This is a genomic window from Pseudomonas sp. W2I6, from assembly GCF_030815935.1.
GTDB lineage: Bacteria > Pseudomonadota > Gammaproteobacteria > Pseudomonadales > Pseudomonadaceae > Aquipseudomonas.
This window is the reverse complement of the sequence record NZ_JAUSXJ010000001.1, coordinates 6,196,389-6,216,623: the sequence shown is the minus strand read 5'-3', so window position 1 is coordinate 6,216,623 and position 20,235 is coordinate 6,196,389. Positions and strand designations below refer to the sequence as shown.

Here is a 20,235-nt window from a genome sequence, read left to right as displayed (position 1 = left end):
AAGCAGCTCCACGGACGGGTTGCGAGAGGAACAGGGGGCTTGCAGCCGCCACTTGGGGTGGCGGCTACAGGGGCAATCAGCGTTTGGTGTTGGAGCGAATGTTCCAGCCAAACTTGATCGCGCCGCCGTCTTTGGTGCCGTCGGCTTTCTGTGGCTGGTAGTCCACCATCACCTGGGCAAAGTTCAGGGTCACGTTTTCGGTCAGGCGGTCATCGCTGCCCGAACCGCCGGTGCTCAGGGAGGTGACCAGCACTTCTTCCAGATTGATGATCATGTACTCGACCTGGCTTTCACCGCCGGCCTTGCGCACGGTCAGCGTGACCTTGTCGATGTGCTTGCCGCTCGCGCAGTGCATCATCAGGTTGGGCGAGGCCTTGTCGACGTACTTGGTCAGCGACAGGTCCTGGATGTTCACCTTGCCCGCACCGCCGCCGCCGCCCACGTGCATGTTGCCGGACTGGGCCATGCCCCAGCTCCAGTTCAACACGTCGATTTCGTCCTTGTGGGCCTTGTCCATGGACTCGCCCTTGATGTCGCCGATCTTGATGAAAATATCAACAGCCATGTTTTCTCCCTGTGTGGTCTCAGCCACAGAATTTGTTAACGCTGATCGTTCCCACGCTCTGCGTGGTAACGCATCTTGTGACGCTCTGCGTCACTGGGACGCGGAGCGTCCCGGGCGGCATTCCCACGCGGAGCGTGGGAACGAGCGACGGTGTTACGCGCCTTTCGCCGAAGGCAGTTTCGATACCAGGCGCAGCGACACGGTCAGCCCTTCAAGCTGGTAGTGCGGGCGCAGGTAGAACCTGGAGTTGTAGTACCCCGGGTTGCCTTCGACGTCTTCCACGATCACTTCGGCGGCAGCCAACGGATGCTGGGCCTTGGTGGTTTCGGTGGAGTGCGCCGGGTCACCGTCGACGTAGTTGAGGATCCAGTCCTGCAACCAGCGCTGCATCTCGTCCTTCTCTTTGAAGGAACCGATCTTGTCGCGCACGATGCACTTCAAGTAGTGAGCGAAACGGCAGGTGGCGAACAGGTACGGCAGGCGCGCGGCCAGGTTGGCGTTGGCGGTGGCGTCCGGGTCATCGTATTCGGCCGGTTTCTGCAACGACTGGGCGCCGATGAAGGCGGCAAAGTCGGTGTTTTTCTTGTGCAGCAGCGGCATGAAACCGTTCTTCGCCAGTTCCGCTTCGCGGCGGTCGCTGATAGCGATTTCGGTCGGGCACTTCATGTCCACGCCACCGTCATCCGTCGGGAAGGTGTGGGCCGGCAGGTTCTCGACTTCACCGCCCGACTCCACGCCACGGATGCGCGAGCACCAGCCGAAGTGTTTGAACGAACGGTTGATGTTCACCGCCATCGCGTAAGCGGCGTTGGCCCAGGTGTACTTGGAGCTGTCGGCACCGTCGGTGTTTTCTTCGAAGGCGAAGGCTTCCACCGGATCGGTCTTGGCACCGTACGGCAGGCGCGCCAGGAAACGCGGCATGGTCAGGCCGATGTAGCGCGAGTCTTCCGATTCACGCAGCGAGCGCCAGCCGGCGTATTCCGGGGTGGTGAAGATCTTGGTCAGGTCGCGCGGGTTCGACAGTTCCTGCCACGAGCCCATGCCCATCACGGTTGGCGAAGCGGCGGCAATGAACGGTGCGTGCATGGCGGCGCAGACTTTCGACAGCTCGCCCAGCAGCTCCACGTCGGGAGGCGACTGGTCGAAGTAGTAGTCGCCCACCAGGCAACCGTAGGGTTCGCCGCCGAACTGGCCGTATTCTTCTTCGTACATCTTCTTGAAGATCGGGCTCTGGTCCCACGCGGTGCCCTTGAATTTCTTCAGGGTCTTGTGCAGGTCCGGCTTGGAGATGTTGAGCACGCGAATCTTCAGCTGCTCATCGCTCTCGGTGTTGTTCACCAGGTAGTGCAGGCCACGCCAGGCGCTTTCCAGCTGCTGGAAATCCTGGTGATGGATGATCTGGTTGACCTGGGCGGTGAGCTTGGCGTCGATGGCGGCGATGATCGATTCGATCGACTTGATCGCGTCGTTGGACACCAGGTCGGTCTGGGCCAGAGCCTGCTCGGCCAGGGTGCGCACAGCGGTTTCCACGGCTTCGCGGGCACGCTCGGTCTTGGGTTTGAATTCTTGCAGCAGCAGGTTCGCGAACTCGCTGGCTTCTTCGGTGGTACCCAGGATCTGGGTGCCTTCGCGGGCGGTATTGTCAGTCATGATTACTGCTCCCCTGCAGGCTTGGGCGCGCTGGCAAGTGCCTGAAGCAGTGCCGGGTCCTTGATCGCCTTCATGATGATTTCTTCAGCGCCGGTCTTGCCGTCCATGTAGGTCAGCAGGTTGGCCAGCTGGGTGCGGGCTTCGAGCAGTTGCTTGAGCGAATCGACCTTGCGCGCCACAGCGGCGGGGCTGAAGTCGTCCATGCTTTCGAAGGTGATGTCCAGGCTCAGGTTGCCTTCGCCGGTCAGCTCGTTGGGCACGTGGAACGCGACGCGTGGCTGCATGGCCTTGAGGCGCGAGTCGAAGTTGTCGACGTCCACTTCAAGGAACTTGCGGTCGGCCACAGGCGCCAGAGGCTCGGCGGGCTTGCCGGCGAGATCGGCCATCACGCCCATGACGAAGGGCAGCTGGACCTTTTTCTCGGCGCCGTAGAGCTCGACGTCGTACTCGATCTGCACCCGAGGCGCACGGTTGCGCGCGATGAATTTCTGAGAACTTTGCTTCGCCACGTTGCTGCTCCTGGTCGCTTGAGCGACGGTGTTGTAACTGCGCGATCCGTACGCTTATTCGCTGTCCGGCCCGCGCAGATTTTCAAATTGGGACATGCCGTCGGGAATCAGGTTGCGCACGATGGCCGCAAAGTCGGCGTGCACCAGATTCTTCGCTCGGTTCAACAGCACCGGCAGCGGGCTCGAAGGCTCGTGCCGGGTGTAGTACGCAAGGATCTTGTCGAGGCTGCGCAGCACTTCATCGCGGCTTGCGATGTCGCCGGTCGGGCGTGCTGCAACGGGCGCGGCGGCGTATTCAACCGAGGGGGCATTGTCGTCACTGACAACCTCGGGCTCGCTGGCAGCGCCGCTGTGTGGGGCGTATTGGTTAAGTATCTGCGCGGCCTGCTTGAGCAGTTGCTTCAAGGGGGCGAGGTCCACGCCCTGGGCGGAACCTACCTGGTCGCTGACGTATTGTTCGATGGCCTCACAGGCGTCGCGAGCGGCGTTCAGCGCGTCGCGGGTGGTTTGCAGTTGCTCGGCATCGCTGTCGAGGAATGCGCCGTTAAGCTGTTCGGCACCGAGGTTTTCGCCGGGGAAACTCTGCAGCCCGCTGGCATTCAGCGCGGCGCGCAGGCTGACGGGCCCGAAGGTGCGGGAACGGGTGAGGATAGCCTCACGCAGCAGGCGGATGTTCGCGTCGCTGGCCACGCCGCTGAGGGCGTTGATGCGCACGGTGGGGTCGTTGTCGTCATCGGCATCCAGGCGTGGATGCAGGTCGGCCCAGTATTCGCGCAGCAGCGCGTTGATCAGCGCGAGTGCGTCGGCAAGCCCTGCAATGCCCTGGAGGGCGAGGGCGGCTTGCAACAGGAAATGGGTGATGCGCAGGTCTTTGCTGCGTTGCAGGAGGTCGAGACTTTGCTGCTGGATGCTGCGCCATTCCGGAGGTTCGGCAGGCAGGATCGAGTCGCCCATGCTGCGCTCGGGTTGACCCTGTGCGGCACGCTCAAGATGCAAGTAATCGGCGTCATATTCCAAGTCTTCGCCACAGGGCGAAGTCGCGGAAACGGCGGCGAGCAGCAGAGGCACATCCACTAAATTCGATCTCCCTATCAGCCCGTTAGATGACGGGCAACTCATGCATTAGTTGCGCGAGGAACTTTGCATGTTTTCTTGGTCTTATTTAGCGCTTTGACATCATGTTGATTTCAAAGTGCCATCATTGGTGTTCAAGAAGTTGTGCATTTTTGGTGTAGTACTTATGCCTTGTCAAGGTAAGCTATTCGCCCTCTATGACAGATGTGCGGTGCTTAACATCTTGTGCGACTGATCAGTCGAAGCAGGTGCCGAGGCAGGATTTTTGTCATACAGGGCCGGTTAAGATCAGCAATTACGCGGGTTGAAGCAGGCTTTCAAGGTTTTGGAAGGATCTGTCGTGGATCTCTCGGAGCATTTCTCCCAGGGAACGGCCGCGCGCGAAGTATCAGCAAGGAGGCAAGATGTCGCTGTGCTTGACTATCACTAGTTATCACAAGATTACCCCTGGCCAGTGTTCTGAAAAGTCCCTGGACCAGGGAGTGATGGCTATTGGCCGCGGTTCCGAAAATGACTGGGTACTGCCTGATCCAGAACGTCTTGTTTCCACGCAACATTGCGTTATTCAGTACAAAGATGGTCGTTACTACTTAACTGATAACAGCACTAATGGAGTTGAGTTAGTGCATGCCGGTATTCGTTTGCGGCGGGGAAGCAGCGAGCCATTGCAGGACGGCGAACTGATCCGCATCGGCGATTACGAGATCCAGGCGCGTATCGATTTCAACCTGAAAGTGACAGATACCCCGTCTTTCACCGGTGACGCTTCCAACAGTTTCGAAGCCCTGATGGGCGCCGCCGTGAAGGCCCCGACGCCACCTCCGGTGATCGCGCCGCAGTTCCAGGGCGCCTCGTCGATGGACACCCTGCCGGACCTGTTCGACTTCCTCGCGCCCACCAGCGTACCGCCGGCCACCGTGCACGATCACGTGCCGGCCGAGCAGCACGACTTCCGCCCGCCGACACCGCTGCCCGTGGCTGAGCCGCCTGCGCCGGTGGTCTCGGGCTCAGTAATCCCCGAAGACTGGGATTTGTTCGGCGATGCCCCGGCACCCAGGCCTGTCGCACCGCTGCCGCCAACACCGCCACAGCCGCCGGTCATCGAGCCGCCCAAGGTCGAGCGCCCGCTTCCGGTGGCTGATGCCAGCCAGCCCGACCTGTTGCAAGCCTTCCTGCGCGGTGCGGGCCTCGATCAGTTGCGCCTGGACAAGGCCCAGGCCGAAGCCCAGATGGAAAGCATCGGCCGCAGTTACCGGCTGATGGTCGAAGGCCTGATCGACGTGTTGCGTGCCCGCAGCAGCCTCAAGGGCGAGTTCCGCATGCAGCAGACGGTGATTCAACCGGTGGAAAACAATCCGTTGAAATTCGCCCCGAATGCCGATGAAGCGCTACTGCTGCTCCTACGCCACAGCAATCAGGCGTTTATGGCGCCGGACTTGGCCGTGCGCGACAGTTTCGACGATCTGCGCGCCCACCAACTGGCCGTCATGGCCGGGGTCGAAGCCGCCATCAAGCACCTGCTGACGCGCTTTGAACCGGCGCAGCTCGAAGAACGCATGGGCAAGCCCGGCGGGCTGTCGAGCATTTTCAACGGCTCGCGCCAGGCCCAGTACTGGCAGCAGTTCACCGAGCTCTACAGCAATATTTCCCGCGAGGCCCAGGAAGATTTCCAGGACCTGTTCGGGCGTGAATTCAGCCGTGCCTACGAAGCGCACAGCAGCCGACAGCGTCACTAACAACGCAGTACATGGAACAACGGATAGCTAAGTACGTCATTGAGGACGCAGGATGATTCCCAGGTTTTTACTCGCAGTCGCCACCGCGCTTCTGCTGACGGCGTGTGCCAAGGATGCGGCCAAGCCCGAGGCCGCCGAAGCTGAGGCAGACACCGCCGCCGTCGAGCTGCATTTCCATGCCATCGCCGGGCTCAACCCCGGCGCCAATGGCCAGGCAGCCCCGGTACGGGTGCGGATTTTCGAACTGAAAAACGCCGCCACCTTCAGCCGTTCCGACTACTTCGCCCTGGCCGATCGCGCACAGTCGACCCTCGGCCTCGACCTGCTCGACCAGGACGAAGTGGTGATCCTGCCCGGCCAGCAATTGAGCATCCAGCGCGACCTCGACCCGTCCACCCGCCAGATCGGCCTGCTGGTGGGCTATCGCGAACTGGACCGTGCCGAGTGGCGCACGGTGCTCAACGTGCCGGCACGCCAATACACCGAATACCAGATCAGCCTCGATGTGCATGCCGTGCGTGCCGACGTCGTGGTCCCCCCATCCAGCCCTGCCCAATAAGAATCGGAGCCCCCATGTCCTGGAACAATCGCGTGGTCTGGTCGGAAGGCATGTTCATCGGAACGCAGCACTTCCAGCAGCATGACCGTTACCTGGAAAACCTGATCGATGCGCGCAGCCGCCCGTTGTCGGCGGGGGCCTGGGGCTTTTCCGAACTGTTGATCGACCAGGGCCTGCTGGCCCAGGGCAAGCTGGCGATCGTCTCGGCACGTGGCCTGTTACCGGATGGCACGCCGTTCAATATCCCCCAGGACGACCTGGCGCCGAGCCCGCTGAATATCGACGACAACTTGCGCGATGGCCTGGTGTACCTGGCGTTGCCCCTCAAGCGTGCCGGCGCCCGCGACACCGTCGACGAAGGCGAGGCCCTGGAAGCCGCGCGCTATGTCAGCCAGGTGCGTGAAGTGCGCGACGACAACGCGCCCTTCGAAAACCGTGCGCCGGTGGCGGTCGGCTCCCGCGCCTTGCGCCTGTTGACCGCCCAGGATGGGATCAGCGATTACGCGGCCATCGGCCTGGTGCGCATCAAGGAAAAACGCGCCGACCGCGCCCTGGTGCTGGACGAGAGCTACATCCCGCCGGTCCTCGACGTGACGGCCAGCAAACCGCTGACCGCGTTTCGCAGCGAACTGCTGGGCCTGCTGCACCAGCGCGGCGAAGCGTTGGCTGGGCGCGTGGTGGCTTCGGGCGCCGGTGGTGCTTCGGAGATTGCCGACTTCATGCTGCTGCAACTGGTCAACCGCGCCCAGCCGCTGATCCAGCACCTGAGTCAGTTGAGCCCGCTGCACCCGGAGCGTTTCTTCAGTGAGCTGGTGAGCCTGGCCGGCGAGTTCTCGACCTTCTCCACCACGGGCCGCCGCCCCCACGAATATCCGCAATACCAGCATGACGACCTGGCCTTGAGCTTCACCCCGGTGATGCAGGCCCTGCGCGAGGCGCTGTCGATGCTGATCGACAGCAAGGCCACGCCGATCCCGATTGTCGAGAAAGCGTACGGCGTGCACGTGGCGATGCTGGCCGACAAAACCCTGATCGACAGCGCCAATTTCATCCTGGTGGTGCGCGCCGATGTGCCGGGCGAAACCCTGCGCGCGCGCTTCGGCCAGCAAAGCAAAGTTGGCTCGGTGGAACACATCCGCGACCTGGTCAACCTGCAACTGCCGGGCATCGGCCTGCTGCCGCTGCCGGTGGCGCCACGGCAGATTCCGTACCACGCAGGCTCCACCTACTACGAGCTGGACCGGGGCAGCGAGCACTGGCAGCAACTGGGTAATTCCGGTGGCTTTGCGTTCCACATCGCCGGCCAGTTCCCGGGGTTGAACCTGGCTTTCTGGGCCATCCGAGGGTAATCCGCGATGCATCCGAATGACGATGACCGCACCCAGTTCATGCCGCGTCCCGGTGGCCGCGCGCCGGAACCTGTTCGCGCAGAGCCGGCGCCGCTGTCGATGCCCGCTGCGCCGATCCTGACCGGCAAGGCCCAGGGCCTGAACCCGCTGGAAAGCGCCGCCGGCCCGTTGTTGGCGCTGCTGACGCGCCTGCGCAACACGATCTCGCACCCTGCGCCAGCGAGCCTGCGTGCGCAGTTGCTGGCTTACCTGCGCCAGTTCGAAGAACGTGCCGAGGCGGCCGGCGTGGCCCGCAACGATGTGCTGCTGGCGCGTTACGCGCTGTGCACCGCCCTCGATGAAGCCGTGCTGAGTACGCCGTGGGGCAGTGCCAGTGACTGGGGCAAGCAGAGCCTGCTGATCACCGTGCACAACGAAGCCTGGGGCGGCGAAAAGGTCTTCCAATTGCTGGATCACTGCCTGCAAAGCCCGCGGGAACGCCTGTACCTGCTGGAACTGCTGTACCTGTGCCTGTGCCTGGGTTTCGAAGGTCGCTACCGCGTGATGAACGATGGCCGCAGCCAGCTGGAAGCCTTGCGCGAGCGTACCGCTGCGGCGATTCGCAGTGCCCGTGGCGAGCATGAGCGCGAGCTGTCACCCCATTGGCGCGGCGTGACCGTGGCCCGTGATCGCCTGGCGCAGTTCATGCCGCCGTGGATCGCGGTGGCCATCGGCCTGGCGCTGCTGTTGGCATTGCTGTTCGGGTTGCGGATGAAACTGGCGTCGGATGCCGAGCCGGTGTTCAAGAATATTCATGCCCTGGGCGAGATCCCGGTGCAGGCCATCGACCGTCCGGTCGCCCAACCGAAAATCATCGAGCGGCCACGCCTGGCAGGCTTCCTGGTGGAAGACATCAAGGCCGGTCGCGTAGCCGTGGAAGATGCCGTCGACCGCTCCGTGGTGACCATCCGTGGCGATGAACTGTTCGCCTCGGCCAGCTCCAGCATCGTCGATGACTTCCAGCCGCTGATGCTGCGTATTGCCGACGCCATCCGCAAGGTCAAGGGCCAGGTGCGGGTGACCGGCCACAGCGATAACCGTCCGATTGCGACCCTGCGCTTTCCGTCCAACTGGGCGCTGTCCGAAGCGCGGGCCAAGTCGGTGCTGGAGATTCTCGCGGCCAAGACCGGCCAGCCGGAACGCTTCAGCGCCGAAGGCCGCAGCGACACCGAGCCGGTGGCGACCAACGCCACAGCCGAAGGCCGTGCGCGCAATCGCCGGGTAGAAATCACCGTATTGGCGGAGGGCGTCGAGTGAAGGCGTTTTTCAGTTTTGTGATTCGCTGGGTGATCCCGCTGCTGGGCCTGATCGCCTTGAGCCTGATCATCTGGTTTGTGGGCCCGTTGCTCGATGTGCTGGTGCCGGAAGGGCGCCGCTGGGCGCTGATCATCCTGGTGTTCGCGGTGTGGATTGCCTACCGCGTATTCCGGATTATCCAGGCCCGCCGCCAGGCCGCCGAAGTGATGCGCAGCCTCGCGGCGGAAACCCCGCCAGACCCTGCCAGCGTCGCCACCGCCGAAGAGCTGGCGACCCTGCGCCAGCGCATGGACGAAGCCCTGGCCCTGTTGAAAAAGGCCAAGCTGGGCGGTGACGAGCGCCGCAACCTGTATGAGCTGCCGTGGTACGTGATCATCGGCCCGCCGGGCTCGGGCAAGACCACCGCGCTGGTCAATTCCGGGCTGCACTTTCCCTTGGCGGCGCAGTTGGGTGCCGGTGCGGTACGGGGCGTGGGCGGTACGCGCAATTGCGATTGGTGGTTTACCGACCAGGCCGTATTGCTCGACACCGCCGGCCGCTACACCACCCAGGACAGCAACTCCACGGTGGATAAAGCCGCCTGGCTGGGCTTTCTCGACCTGCTGAAAAAGCAGCGTTCCCGGCGCCCGATTGATGGTGCGTTTATCGCCATCAGCCTCTCGGACCTGCTGCTGGGCAGCGACGCCGAGCGTGCCGCCCATGCCGCCGCGATCCGCCTGCGCATCCAGGAGCTGTACACCCAACTGGGCGTGCGCTTCCCGATCTACCTGATGCTCACCAAGCTCGACCTGGTGCCGGGCTTCATGGAGTTCTTCGACAACCTGAGCAAGGAAGAGCGCGCCCAAGTGTGGGGCATGACCTTCGCCCTGGACGACGGCAAGAACAGCGACAGCCCGCTGGCCCATCTGCAAAGCGAGTTCGCCGGCCTGGAACAGCGCCTCAACGAGCGCCTGGTGGAGCGCCTGCAACAGGAACGCGATCCGGCGCGGCGCGACCTGATCTACGGTTTCCCGCAGCAGTTCGGCGCGTTGAAGGATTGCCTGCAAGGCTTCCTCGAAGGCGTGTTCAAACCCAACGCCTTTGAAGAGCGCGTCTTGCTGCGCGGTGTGTACTTCACCAGCGGCACCCAGGAAGGCAGCCCGATTGACCGCTTGATCGGCGCCATGGCCCAGAGCATGAACCTGGACCGCCAGCACCTGGCGCGCCAGACCGGCACCGGGCGCAGTTACTTCATCGAAAAACTGTTCACCGCCGTGGCGTTTGCCGAGCGTGGCCTGGTGGGCGTCAACCCGAAGGTCGAGCGCCGTCGCAAGTGGATTGCCCGGGGTGTGCTGGCCGCAACCGTGGCGCTGGTACTGGTCGTCAGCACGTTGTGGTGGGTGAGTTATCGCGCCAACCAGGCCTACATCGCCCAGGTTGACCAGAAGGTCGCGCCGTTGGGCCAGACCGTGCAGAACCTGAGCCCGGCGCAGCGCGAAGTACTCGCGGTATTGCCGTTGCTCAATGCGGTGAAGAACCTGGCGGGCGACTCGCCGAGCTGGTCCGAAGGCTTGGGCCTGTATCAGGGCGACATGCTCGAAGCCGAATCCTCCAGCGTCTACCGCAAGCTGTTGATCGCCGTGTTCGCGCCCCGTTTGGTGACGCGCATCGAAGAGCAACTGCACGGCGGCGGCAATTCCGACTTCCTCTACGAAGGCTTGAAGGCCTACCTGATGCTCGCCGACAGCGAGCATTACGACCCGGACTTCATCAAGGCCTGGATCGCCCTCGACTGGGACCGCAACCTGCCGCGCGACCTGCCGGCGGACCAACGCCAGGCCCTGATCGGGCACTTGCAGGCCCTGTTCGAGCGGCATCCGCCCAGCGCCCGTCTCGACCCGCGCTTGATCGACGACCTGCGTCGGCAACTGCAGCAACTGCCGGTGGCCCAGCGCGTCTACGACCGTATCAAGCGCCAGAAACTGCCGGAAGGCGTGCCGGACTTTCGCATCAACGAAGCGGCGGGCCGTGATGCGGCGCTGGTGTTCAGTCGCAAGAGCGGCAAGCCGTTGGGCGAACCGTTGAGCGGTTTCTTCACCGCCAAGGGTTATCGCCAGGGCTTCCTGCTGGCCAGCCTGAACCAGACCGGCACCCTTGCTGAAGAGCAGTGGGTACTGGGCCGCGAGCAGGCCGACCAACAAAACGTCGTCAGCCTCGCCGCCGATGTGCGCCGCCTGTACTTCCAGGATTATCAACGCCAGTGGGATGCGTTGCTGGCGGATATCGACTTTGTGCCGATCACCAGCGTGGCCCAGGCGGCCGACGTCTTGCGGGTGATTTCCGGGCCGACTTCGCCGCTGAAGAAGCTGCTGGTGGCGGTCTCCAAGGAGACCGACCTGCAGGCGGAAGAACGCCTGCTGGCTGCCAAGGGCGCGCCGGTGGAAGGTGGTGTGGACAAGCTCAAGGAACGCCTCGGCAGCCTGCTTGGCCAGGACCAGCCAACTGCGAATGCACCAGCGGCCAGTGAAGATCCGGTGACCGCGCACTTCGCCGAACTCAACAGCATCGTCAGCAAGAACGAAGGCGAACCGGCGGCCATCGATGGCCTGCTGGCGGACATGAACGCGCTGTATGTGCAGGTCAGCGCCATGGTCGGCGCCAGTGGCGATGCGTTGCTGGGCGAAGCGAAAAACCAGGCGGCGGCTGCGGCCACGCGGGTCAGCCTGAATGCCGAACGCCAGCCGCCGCTGGTGCAGGGCATGGTCAAGTCAGTGGTCAACTCCACCACCAACAGCATGATGGGCGGGGTGCGTAACCAGCTGAATGCGGCGTGGGTCAGCGAAGTGGTGAACGTGTATCGCCAGTCCCTGGCCGGGCGTTATCCGATGTCGCCCGGCAGTGCGCGGGACGCGACCCTGGATGACTTCGGCCAGTTCTTCGGGGTGGGCGGGGTGATGGACAATTACTTCCGCAAGTACCTGCAACCTTACGTCGACACCTCCACGCAAACCTGGCGCTGGCAGCCGGGCGCGGCGCAGAAGCTCGGCATCGCGCCGGGTGTGCTGCAAACCTTCCAGCGGGCGGCGACTATTCGTGACGCGTTTTTCCGCGCCGGTGGCACCCAGCCGATCGTGCGCTTTGAACTCAAGCCGGTGGCGATGGACGCGACCATCACCCAGTTCCTGCTGGACCTGGACGGCCAGCAACTGAGCTACGACCACGGCCCGAGCCGCCCGGTCGCGATGCAGTGGCCGAATCCCGGCAGCATTGGCGTGGTGCGCATTTCCATCATGCCGCCGTCAGCCAGCGGGCGCTCCGGTGTAACGCTGGATGGCCCGTGGGCCTGGTTTCGCCTGCTGGAGCAATCGGACCTGACCGCCGGCAATTCGCCGGACCGCTTCAACCTGCGTCTGCGGGTCGACGGCGCGAGCATCTCCTACGAGTTGCGGGCCAACAGTGCCTTCAACCCGTTCAAGAGCCGCGTGCTTAACGGCTTCAGCCTGCCGGAGCGGCTATGACCACGCTGGGTTTCTACGGCAAGTTGGCGTGCCGCGGCGACTTTGTCAGCCGCGCGCTGCCCCAGAGTTTTATCGGCCCTTGGGACAGTTGGCTGGCGTCCGGATTGCTCGCCAGCCAGACCCGCCTCGGGGCTGACTGGCTGAATGCTTACCTGGTCAGCCCATTGTGGCGCTTCGTGTTGGCGCCGGGTGTGTGCGGGCCGGACGCGGCGGTGGGCGTGGTGATGCCGAGCATCGACCGGGTGGGGCGCTATTTCCCGCTGACGGTGGCTGCGCTGTTGGATCACGACACCGACCCGGCCTCCGTCGCTGGCGGCCCGGACGCCTGGTTTGAACAGGTGGAAGAGTTGTTGCTGAGCACGCTGGACGCCGGCGCCAGCTTCGAAGGTTTCAGCGGCGGGATCGAATCCCTCGGCGCTCCAGCCTGCCAACCTCGCACCTTGGGTAGTCGCTTTGCGGGCTTGCAGCGTGTCAACGCCACAGACCCGCAGGCGCGGATGACTGCGCTTGCCGAACAGGCCTGCGAAGGCGCGAGCCTGTGGTGGGGCCGTGGTTCGCAACAGATTTCTCCCGGTTTAATGCGGTGTCAGGGCTTGCCTGCTGCCGACGATTTTGCGCAATTTTTGCTCGGCCAAGAAGGTGTTGTGTAGATGCGGTCCACGTTCAAATCCGCCAGCAAAAGCCACGTCGGCATGGTTCGCCAAGTCAATGAAGACGCTTGCCTCGACCTGCCGGAAAACGGCCTGTGGGTGGTGGCCGACGGCATGGGCGGGCACGCGGCGGGGGATTACGTCAGCAGCCTGATTGTCGACAGCCTGCGCAGCATTCCCGTGGGCCGTTCCCTTGAGGAATACACGGCGGCGTTGCGCAGCGACCTGCTGCGAGTCAACGGCGCGGTGCGCGAAGAAACCGCCCACCGTGGCGTGACCATGATGGGCAGTACCGTGGTGTTGCTCGCCACCCGAGGCTTGCGCGGCGTGTGCCTGTGGGCCGGCGACAGCCGCCTGTATCGCCTGCGCGACGGCCTGCTGGAAAGCATTTCCCGCGACCACAGCTACGTGCAGGACTTGCAGGACAGCGGCCTGCTCAGCGAAGCCGATGCGCGGGTGCATCCACGGGCGAATATCGTCACCCGCGCGATTGGCGTGGAAGCACAGTTGGCGTTGTCGTCGGTCGACCTGTTGATCGCCCCCGGCGACAGCTACCTGCTGTGCAGCGACGGCCTGAACAAGACCGTCGAAGACTACGAGATCCGTGAAGTACTGAGCCATGCCGAGCCGGACGAAATCGTCCGCAGCCTGGTGCACCTGGGGCTCAATCGCGGCGCGCCGGACAACATCACCGCCATCGTTGTGAAGGTGTCGACATGAACATCATCATTCCCGGCTACGACATCGAAGGCGAAATCGGCGTTGGCGCCATGGCCAGCGTGTACCTGGCGACCCAGCGTTCCCTGGAGCGCAAGGTGGCGCTGAAGATCATGGCGGCGGCGCTGGCGGCCGACCCGAGTTTCTGCGAGCGCTTCCTGCGCGAAGGCAAGACCCTGGCGCGCCTGTCCCACCCGCACACCGTGACCATCCATGACATCGGCAATGTCGGTGAGCTGTACTACATGGCCATGGAATACCTGCCCAATGGAACGCTCAAGGAGCGCATCGCCGCGGGCCTGACGCCGGAGCAGGGGCTGACGTATATCCGCCAGATTGCGTCGGCGCTGGGTTATGCCCACGCCCAGGGCCTGGTCCACCGAGACGTGAAGCCGGCGAACATTCTGTTCCGCGCGGATGGCACGGCGGTGTTATCGGACTTTGGTATCGCCAAGTCCCTGGATGACCGCACGCAGTTCACCCAGGCCGGATTTGCCGTCGGCACGCCGAGCTACATGAGCCCCGAACAGGCGCGAGGCCAGGAAATTGACGGGCGCGCCGACCTGTATGCGTTGGGCGTGGTGCTCTACGAAATCCTCGTGGGCAAGCTGCCTTATAACGGCACCGATGCGCTTTCCACTGCGCTGGCGCACCTGACTGAACCGCTGCCGGAATTGCCGGTGCACCACGGGCGCTATCAGGAGGTGCTGCGCAAGCTGCTGGCCAAGGACCCGGCGGAGCGTTTCCCGGATGCGGCGGCGTTGCTGCTGGCGCTGGATCAGTTGCCGAAGGAGGAGCAGGTAGAGGCGACGTTGATTCGGCCCCTGCCGATTCCGGTTGCGGTCTCCAATGACCTGGCCGGACTCACGCCGGTTTCCATCGAAATCCCGACCGAAAAGCCGCAGCCACAACCCGTGCGGCAACCGGTGGTGACGCCGACGCAACACACGGCCGTGTCCGGACAAAACCGTGGGCCGGTGCTGGCGTTGGCGGCAGTTGCCGTGGCGGTCGCGCTGGCAATTGCGGGCGCAAGTTACTGGTGGTTGAAAGATGACGCGCCAGCCGCCGCGGCGCCGGTTGCCGAGGCGGCCAAGGCCGTCACGCCGCCTGCCACGCAACCGGTAGCGGCGCAGGTTGACGGCGGTCAACGCCCGTTGCTGATGGCCGGCAAGAAAACCCTGTTCCAGCGGGTACTGAGCAAGCCCGGCGCCAAGCTTTCCCACGAAGCGGGCGGGGCGCCTGGCGAAGGTTTGCCGGCGTTTTCCGTGCTCTATGTCTACCAACGCAAGGACGTCGACGGCAGCCCCTGGCTACGGGTTGGCGCCGCCACCGACGGGCGCAGCGACGGCTGGCTGCCGGCGGCGCAAGCCAGCGACTGGAAGCAGAGCCTGGTGCTCAAGTTCACCGAGCGTTCGGGCCGGGCGCCGGTGATGTTCCTGCGTCAGTCCGCTGAAGTGGAGAAGCTTTTAGCCGATCCCGCAGCGGCGAAAAACCTGCTGCTCAAGGTGCAGAAAAACACCGAGGACAACCAGCAGGTGCTGGCCCTGGAGCCGACCGCCAGCGCCGTCCCGCAGAACCAGTTCTATTTGCTGCCGATCTTCGACTCCAAGGAGAGCTTCGACGAAAACGGCCAGCCGGTGCAGCTGCTCAACGTCGCCTCCATCGACCCTGGCAGCACACCTGATGTCATCGCCAAGGCTGTCGCTCGAACGCCGGTGACCGATGCCAGCGCCGATGCCTTCCGCACTGCGGTGGTGCTGGTGGTCGACACCACGGTGTCGATGCAGCCCTACATCGACCAGGTTCGCGACGTCGTCCACGAGCTGCAAACCCGCATCGCCGAGCGTGGCGAACTGGACAGCGTGAGCTTTGGCCTGGTGGGTTTTCGCAACAGCATCAAGAAAACCCCCGGCCTGGAGTATGTGGCCAAGACCCTGATCACCCTCGACCAAGGGCGCGACCCGCAGCGCTTCCTCGACATGGCGCGGCAGGTCAAAGCGTCGACGGTGTCCAGCCACTCGTTCAATGAAGACGCGTTCGCCGGTGTCATGCAGGCGGTGGAAGGCATGGACTGGTCCGGCTACGGTGGGCGCCTGATCCTGCTGGTGACCGACGCCGGTGCGTTGCGCAAGAACGACCCGTTCGCTACTACCCAGATGAACGAAGCCGAAGTACGCCAGGCTGCATTGGGCAAGCAGATCAAGATCTACGCTTTGCACCTGCGCACCGACGCCGGCAAGAAAACCCACAGCGGCGCCGAAACCCAGTACCGCACCCTGACCGCCGACGCCAACCCGCAGATCGGCGACCTGTACACGCCGGTGCCCGGTGGCGATGTGCGCAAGTTCGGCGAGCGGGTCGACGAGATCGGCACGGTGTTCGCCAACCTGGTGCATCAGGTGCGCAGCAACACGCCGCAGCCGGTGCCGCTGCTCAGTGCCGCGCCGACCCTGGCGGACAAATCCGCCGCCGTCGGTTACGCGATGCACATGGATTTCCTTGGCCGCAAAACCGCGAGCCAGGCGCCGCAACTGGTGAGTGCCTGGACCGCCGATCGCGACCTGACCAACACCGCGCTGCCGGCCTTTCAGGTGTGCGTGATGCTGACCAAATTGCAGCTCAACGATTTGCAGCAGTCCTTGAAACTGATCGTCGACGCCGCGCGCAAAACCCAGACCTCACCGAAGGATTTCTTCCAGGAAATCGCCAGCGCCTCGGCCTATATGAGCCGTGATCCACAGGCCTTGAAAAAGGGCGGCAACCTGGCGGACGGCGGCATCCTTGGCGAATACCTGGAAGGCCTGCCGTACCGCAGCAAGTCGCTGAACATGACCCAGGATTTGTGGCTGTCGTTGAGCGTGGCCGAGCAGGAAGACTTTATCGACGAGCTGGATTCGAAGATCCGCCTCTACGAAACCTTCCATAACGACGTGGCGAACTGGGTCCGTTTCGGCGATGCCGAGCCGGGTGATGCGTTGTACCGCGTGCCGCTGTCGACGCTGCCGTAATGCTGAACTTGAGCGCAGTGCACAAGAGCCGGGGCGTTGGTGCCCAGCGCTACAGCCTGGTGATACCGGGCTTGCAACTGCGTACGGGTGAACAGTTGGCGGTGGTCGGGCCGAGTGGCTGTGGCAAGAGCACCTTGCTGGATTTGCTCGCGCTGGTGTTGGCGCCGGACCAGGTCGGGCAGTTCGATTTCAACCGCGTCGACATTGCCGGGCTTTGGCGTGGTGACCAGCAAAGCGCGCTGGCGGAGCTACGCAGTCGGCACCTGGGTTACGTGCTGCAAACTGGCGGCCTGCTGGGCTTTCTCGATGTGCGCGGCAACATTGCGTTGTCGCGGCAACTCCTGGGTTTGAAAGACGACGGCAGCGTGGCGCGGTTGGCCGAGCAGTTGGAAATCACTGATCAGTTGGACAAGAAGCCGGCGGCGTTGTCCGTCGGCCAGCGTCAGCGGGTCAGTTGCGCAAGAGCCCTGGCCCACGGTCCGCAGCTGTTGCTGGCGGATGAGCCCACCGCTGCGCTCGACCCGTTGAACGCCGAGCGGGTGATGCAGGCGCTGTTGGCCCAGGCCCGGCATAACGGCGCGTGCTGCGTGATCGCCACCCATGATGAACCCCTGGCCCGGGCCAGCGGCTTGCAGGTGCGGCGCATCAGTTGCCGTCGCGACGCCGACGGCGGCGTCACCGCCACCCTTGGGGAGGCGTGCTGATGCGTATCGCCCTGGTGGCTTCCCTGGCCTGGCAGGATTACCGCAACGATGCGTGGCTGTCGGTGTGTTCGGTGCTGGCGCTGGTGGCGGTGATCGCGCCGTTGCTGGTGTTGTTCGGCCTGAAATTTGGACTGGTTAGCAGTTTGACCGAACGTTTGGAGAACGACCCGGCCACCCGGGAAATTATTCCGTTGGGCGGTGGTCGATTCAGCAGTGAATTTGTCGAGCAGCTCCGCCAGCGCAGCGACGTGGCGTTCGCTTTGCCGCGCACCCGGCAGATTGCGGCGACGGCGCAGTTGGGGGCGGTGACGGTGGAGATGCTGCCGACCGCCGCCAACGACCCATTGCTGGCCGGCCTGCCGATGCCCAAGGGCCTGGATCAGATCGTGCTGAGCCACACCGCTGCCGAAAAGCTCGGGGCAAAGGCCGGGGATTGGCTGGAGGCGAGTTTTGGGCGCCAGGTGGCGGGGCGCGTCGAGTCGCAACGCCTGCGGGTTCAAGTGCTGCAGGTAGCGCCGCTGGAAGCCTTCGCGCGGGATGGATTGTTTGCGCCCTTGGGCTTGCTGGAAGCGGCGGAAGATTATCGCGATGGCCGCGCGGTGCCGGCGTTTGGCTGGGACGGCGAAGCTGTGGGCGTCAGCGAGCAACGGGTATACCCGGCGTTCCGTTTGTATGCGCGGCGCCTGGTGGATGTGGAGCCGCTGCGGGTGTATTTCGCCGGGCAGAATCTGTTGGTGTCGACCCAGGCCCAGACCATCGCCCAGGTGCAGTCGTTGAGCCGCAACCTGTCGATCGTGTTCTGGATCATCGCCGGGCTGGCGTTGGCGGGCGCGTTTGCCGCGATCTTTGCCGGGGCGCTGGCGTCGGTTGCACGCAAGCGCCGGGAGCTGTCGGTATTGCGGTTGTTGGGGTTTTCCACCGCCGGGTTGTTGCTGTTTGTGGTGTTGCAGGCGCTCTACAGCGCGGGGTTTGCCGCTGCATTGAGTGGGCTTTTATATGGCTTGGCAGAGTCCGGCCTGAACCAATTATTCGTGCAGGTGCCGGGCGAATACGCCAGCCACCTGCTGGCGCGTCACTACGGCCTGGCCCTGGCAGCTGTCCTCGGCGTCAGCGCCGTGGCGGCGGCGTGTGGTGGTTGGCGTGTGGCGCGTATCCAGGCTTCTGAAGGAATCAGAGATGTATAAGTTACTGGGCGCCGCCATGGCGCTGACCCTGTCCTGTGTGGCCTGGGCCGATGAGGCGAGCGACAAGCTGGACAACCCCAAGCCGTTGCCGGACGACGTCAGCCTGCCGCTGCCCTGCGAAGGCAACATGGTGTTCCGCTATGCCTACGTGCTGGCCCAGGGCACCCTGGATGACCGCGAGATCAGCCTCGGCTACCCGTTCAGCGAAGGTGAAGCGGGCTATCAGCAGTCGTTCATTTCCGGTTATCGCCGCGACTTCATCAACGGCCAGTTCACCCTCAAGGACCTGCCCAAGGACTGGAACAAGGTCATTGCGCCGCTGATGCCGAAGACCGACGCCAAGACCCCGCTCAAGCCGATGCTGTACTTCATCGGCAAGTACGAAGTCACTGCGCGGCAATATGCGCAGGTCATGTCCCAGGCGCAATCCCTGGCCAGTGGCGAACCCGCCCCGGCGTGCGATGTACCTACCGGGATGGCGGCGCGCTTGCCGAAGGTCAAGCTGTCGCGCTTTGAAGCCGAACGTTTCTCGGCGGTGTACAGCGCCTGGTTGATGAAATATCACCGCGAGCTGCTGCCGGTGAGTGGTCGCGGTGCTTCGGCGGACGACGGCGGCCTGGGCTTTGTGCGCCTGCCTACCGAAGTGGAGTGGGAGTTTGCCGCGCGCGGTGGCCAGGCGGTCAGCCGTCAGGACCTGGAAGGCCGGCTGTTTCCACGGCGTACCGAGGGCAGCGAAAGCGATGGTCCCCTTGCCGATTACGCGGTGTTCAATCAGGTCGCCGGTGGCACCGGCCAGGCCGCACGGCTGATGCCCATTGGCACCAAGCTGCCCAACCCGATCGGCATGTTCGATGTGATCGGCAACGCAGCGGAAATGGTCCAGGAATCCTTCCAGCTGGTGCACGCCGGGCGTCGCCAGGGCACCTATGGTGGGTTCGTGGTCAAGGGCGGCAACTACCTGGAAGGCGAGGGCACGCTGTTCACCGGCATGCGCCGCGAGTACCCGTTGTTCGCCGCCGACGGTACCGAACAAAGCAACGAGACCACCGGCTTTCGCGTGGCGATTGGCGCCTTGTCGGCACCGCGTTCGCGCTACAAGGAACTGTTCGCCCAGTGGCAGAAGGAAGGTCGCCTGGCCTCGCTGACCGATGCCATCGACGACGCCCAGGACCCGACCAAGCGCCTGGACAGCATCATCGCCGCCAGCGTCGACCCGCGCCTGCAAGCCGAGCTCGGCCTCGTCAACGAAGAGCTCAAGCGCAACGTCTCGCTGATCGCCCAGCAGCGCGAAGAAGCGGCCGGCAACCTGATTCAGTCCGCGGCCCTGGTGGCCGAGACCATCAACAACTACAACATCCGCCTGATCAATTTGCAGAAGAGCCGCCAGCAGGCCATCGACGCCAAGGACGAGGCCAGCGCGCAGCTGTTCGCCACGGCGATCACCAATGGGCGCAGTGCGCTGGACGGCGCGGTGGCGATCTACATCGACAACCTGGCCACCGGCACGCGCTACACCGATGCGGTGATCCAGGCGCAGTTTCAACGGATCAAGGAAGAGTTGGATCGCAAGCCGGTACCTGGGCAAGAGCCTGGTGACGCGTGCGACGTTATTCGTTCGCCATGTGGGCAACTACCGCAAGCAACAGCGGGCCGACCCGGCGACGATTTTGAAGGAATTGCTCGCAGCGAGCGGTCAGCGGTCTTGACCGCTGGTTGTACAGCGAGCTTGGAAGGGAC

14 protein-coding genes and 1 pseudogene are annotated in these 20,235 nt (G+C 63.9%); 11 read left to right on the top strand and 4 right to left on the bottom strand.

The genetic code is table 11. The annotated features are described in order from the left end of the window. Nucleotides 1–76: 76 nt before the first annotated feature. The 4 genes from QF039_RS28825 to tssA form a co-directional block, all read right to left on the bottom strand. A complete protein-coding gene (locus QF039_RS28825; protein WP_003213345.1) occupies nucleotides 77–565 on the bottom strand; it encodes a type VI secretion system tube protein Hcp in 489 nt (162 codons plus the stop codon). Nucleotides 566–718: 153 nt separating this feature from the next. Next, nucleotides 719–2,215: a type VI secretion system contractile sheath large subunit gene (gene tssC / locus QF039_RS28820; RefSeq protein WP_003213343.1), complete on the bottom strand. Its 1,497-nt coding sequence runs from the start codon at nucleotides 2,213–2,215 to the stop codon at nucleotides 719–721. A gap of 2 nt (nucleotides 2,216–2,217) precedes the next feature. Beyond that, on the bottom strand, nucleotides 2,218–2,724 hold the full coding sequence (gene tssB / locus QF039_RS28815; protein WP_003213340.1) for a type VI secretion system contractile sheath small subunit: 507 nt from the start codon (nucleotides 2,722–2,724) through the stop codon (nucleotides 2,218–2,220). 54 nt (nucleotides 2,725–2,778) lie between these two features. Next, nucleotides 2,779–3,798, bottom strand: coding sequence for a type VI secretion system protein TssA (gene tssA, locus QF039_RS28810; RefSeq protein WP_102604055.1), 1,020 nt, complete (start codon nucleotides 3,796–3,798; stop codon nucleotides 2,779–2,781). A gap of 404 nt (nucleotides 3,799–4,202) precedes the next feature. Between tssA and tagH the strand changes: the two genes are divergently transcribed. The 11 genes and pseudogenes from tagH (at nucleotide 4,203) to QF039_RS28755 (ending at nucleotide 20,204) form a co-directional block, all read left to right on the top strand. Then, the gene (gene tagH / locus QF039_RS28805; protein WP_177046863.1) at nucleotides 4,203–5,534 is read left to right on the top strand and encodes a type VI secretion system-associated FHA domain protein TagH; all 1,332 of its coding nucleotides are present in this window, start codon (nucleotides 4,203–4,205) and stop codon (nucleotides 5,532–5,534) included. Nucleotides 5,535–5,586: 52 nt separating this feature from the next. Further along, entirely contained in the window at nucleotides 5,587–6,093 is a 507-nt protein-coding gene (tssJ, locus tag QF039_RS28800; protein ID WP_003213332.1) for a type VI secretion system lipoprotein TssJ, read from the top strand. Between the two features lie 14 nt (nucleotides 6,094–6,107). Beyond that, a complete protein-coding gene (tssK, locus tag QF039_RS28795; RefSeq protein ID WP_307521910.1) occupies nucleotides 6,108–7,442 on the top strand; it encodes a type VI secretion system baseplate subunit TssK in 1,335 nt (444 codons plus the stop codon). A 6-nt stretch (nucleotides 7,443–7,448) separates the two neighbouring features. Beyond that, on the top strand, nucleotides 7,449–8,738 hold the full coding sequence (locus tag QF039_RS28790; RefSeq protein ID WP_102370169.1) for a DotU family type VI secretion system protein: 1,290 nt from the start codon (nucleotides 7,449–7,451) through the stop codon (nucleotides 8,736–8,738). Further along, a complete protein-coding gene (gene tssM, locus QF039_RS28785) occupies nucleotides 8,735–12,235 on the top strand; it encodes a type VI secretion system membrane subunit TssM (protein ID WP_307521908.1) in 3,501 nt (1,166 codons plus the stop codon). The genes QF039_RS28790 and tssM overlap by 4 nt, the downstream gene beginning before the upstream one ends. Beyond that, a complete protein-coding gene (gene tagF, locus QF039_RS28780; protein WP_307521905.1) occupies nucleotides 12,232–12,885 on the top strand; it encodes a type VI secretion system-associated protein TagF in 654 nt (217 codons plus the stop codon). The genes tssM and tagF overlap by 4 nt, the downstream gene beginning before the upstream one ends. Then, nucleotides 12,886–13,605: a PP2C family serine/threonine-protein phosphatase gene (locus QF039_RS28775; RefSeq protein WP_178912026.1), complete on the top strand. Its 720-nt coding sequence runs from the start codon at nucleotides 12,886–12,888 to the stop codon at nucleotides 13,603–13,605. Next, a complete protein-coding gene (locus tag QF039_RS28770; RefSeq protein ID WP_307521902.1) occupies nucleotides 13,602–16,610 on the top strand; it encodes a serine/threonine-protein kinase in 3,009 nt (1,002 codons plus the stop codon). The genes QF039_RS28775 and QF039_RS28770 overlap by 4 nt, the downstream gene beginning before the upstream one ends. Then, a complete protein-coding gene (locus QF039_RS28765) occupies nucleotides 16,610–17,314 on the top strand; it encodes an ABC transporter ATP-binding protein (protein ID WP_307521900.1) in 705 nt (234 codons plus the stop codon). The genes QF039_RS28770 and QF039_RS28765 overlap by 1 nt, the downstream gene beginning before the upstream one ends. Continuing rightward, the gene (locus QF039_RS28760) at nucleotides 17,314–18,498 is read left to right on the top strand and encodes an ABC transporter permease (RefSeq protein WP_307521898.1); all 1,185 of its coding nucleotides are present in this window, start codon (nucleotides 17,314–17,316) and stop codon (nucleotides 18,496–18,498) included. Before QF039_RS28765 ends, QF039_RS28760 begins: the two co-directional genes overlap by 1 nt. After that, nucleotides 18,491–20,204, top strand: a pseudogene (locus QF039_RS28755) (formylglycine-generating enzyme family protein). The gene QF039_RS28760 and the pseudogene QF039_RS28755 overlap by 8 nt, the downstream one beginning before the upstream one ends. Nucleotides 20,205–20,235: the final 31 nt, after the last annotated feature.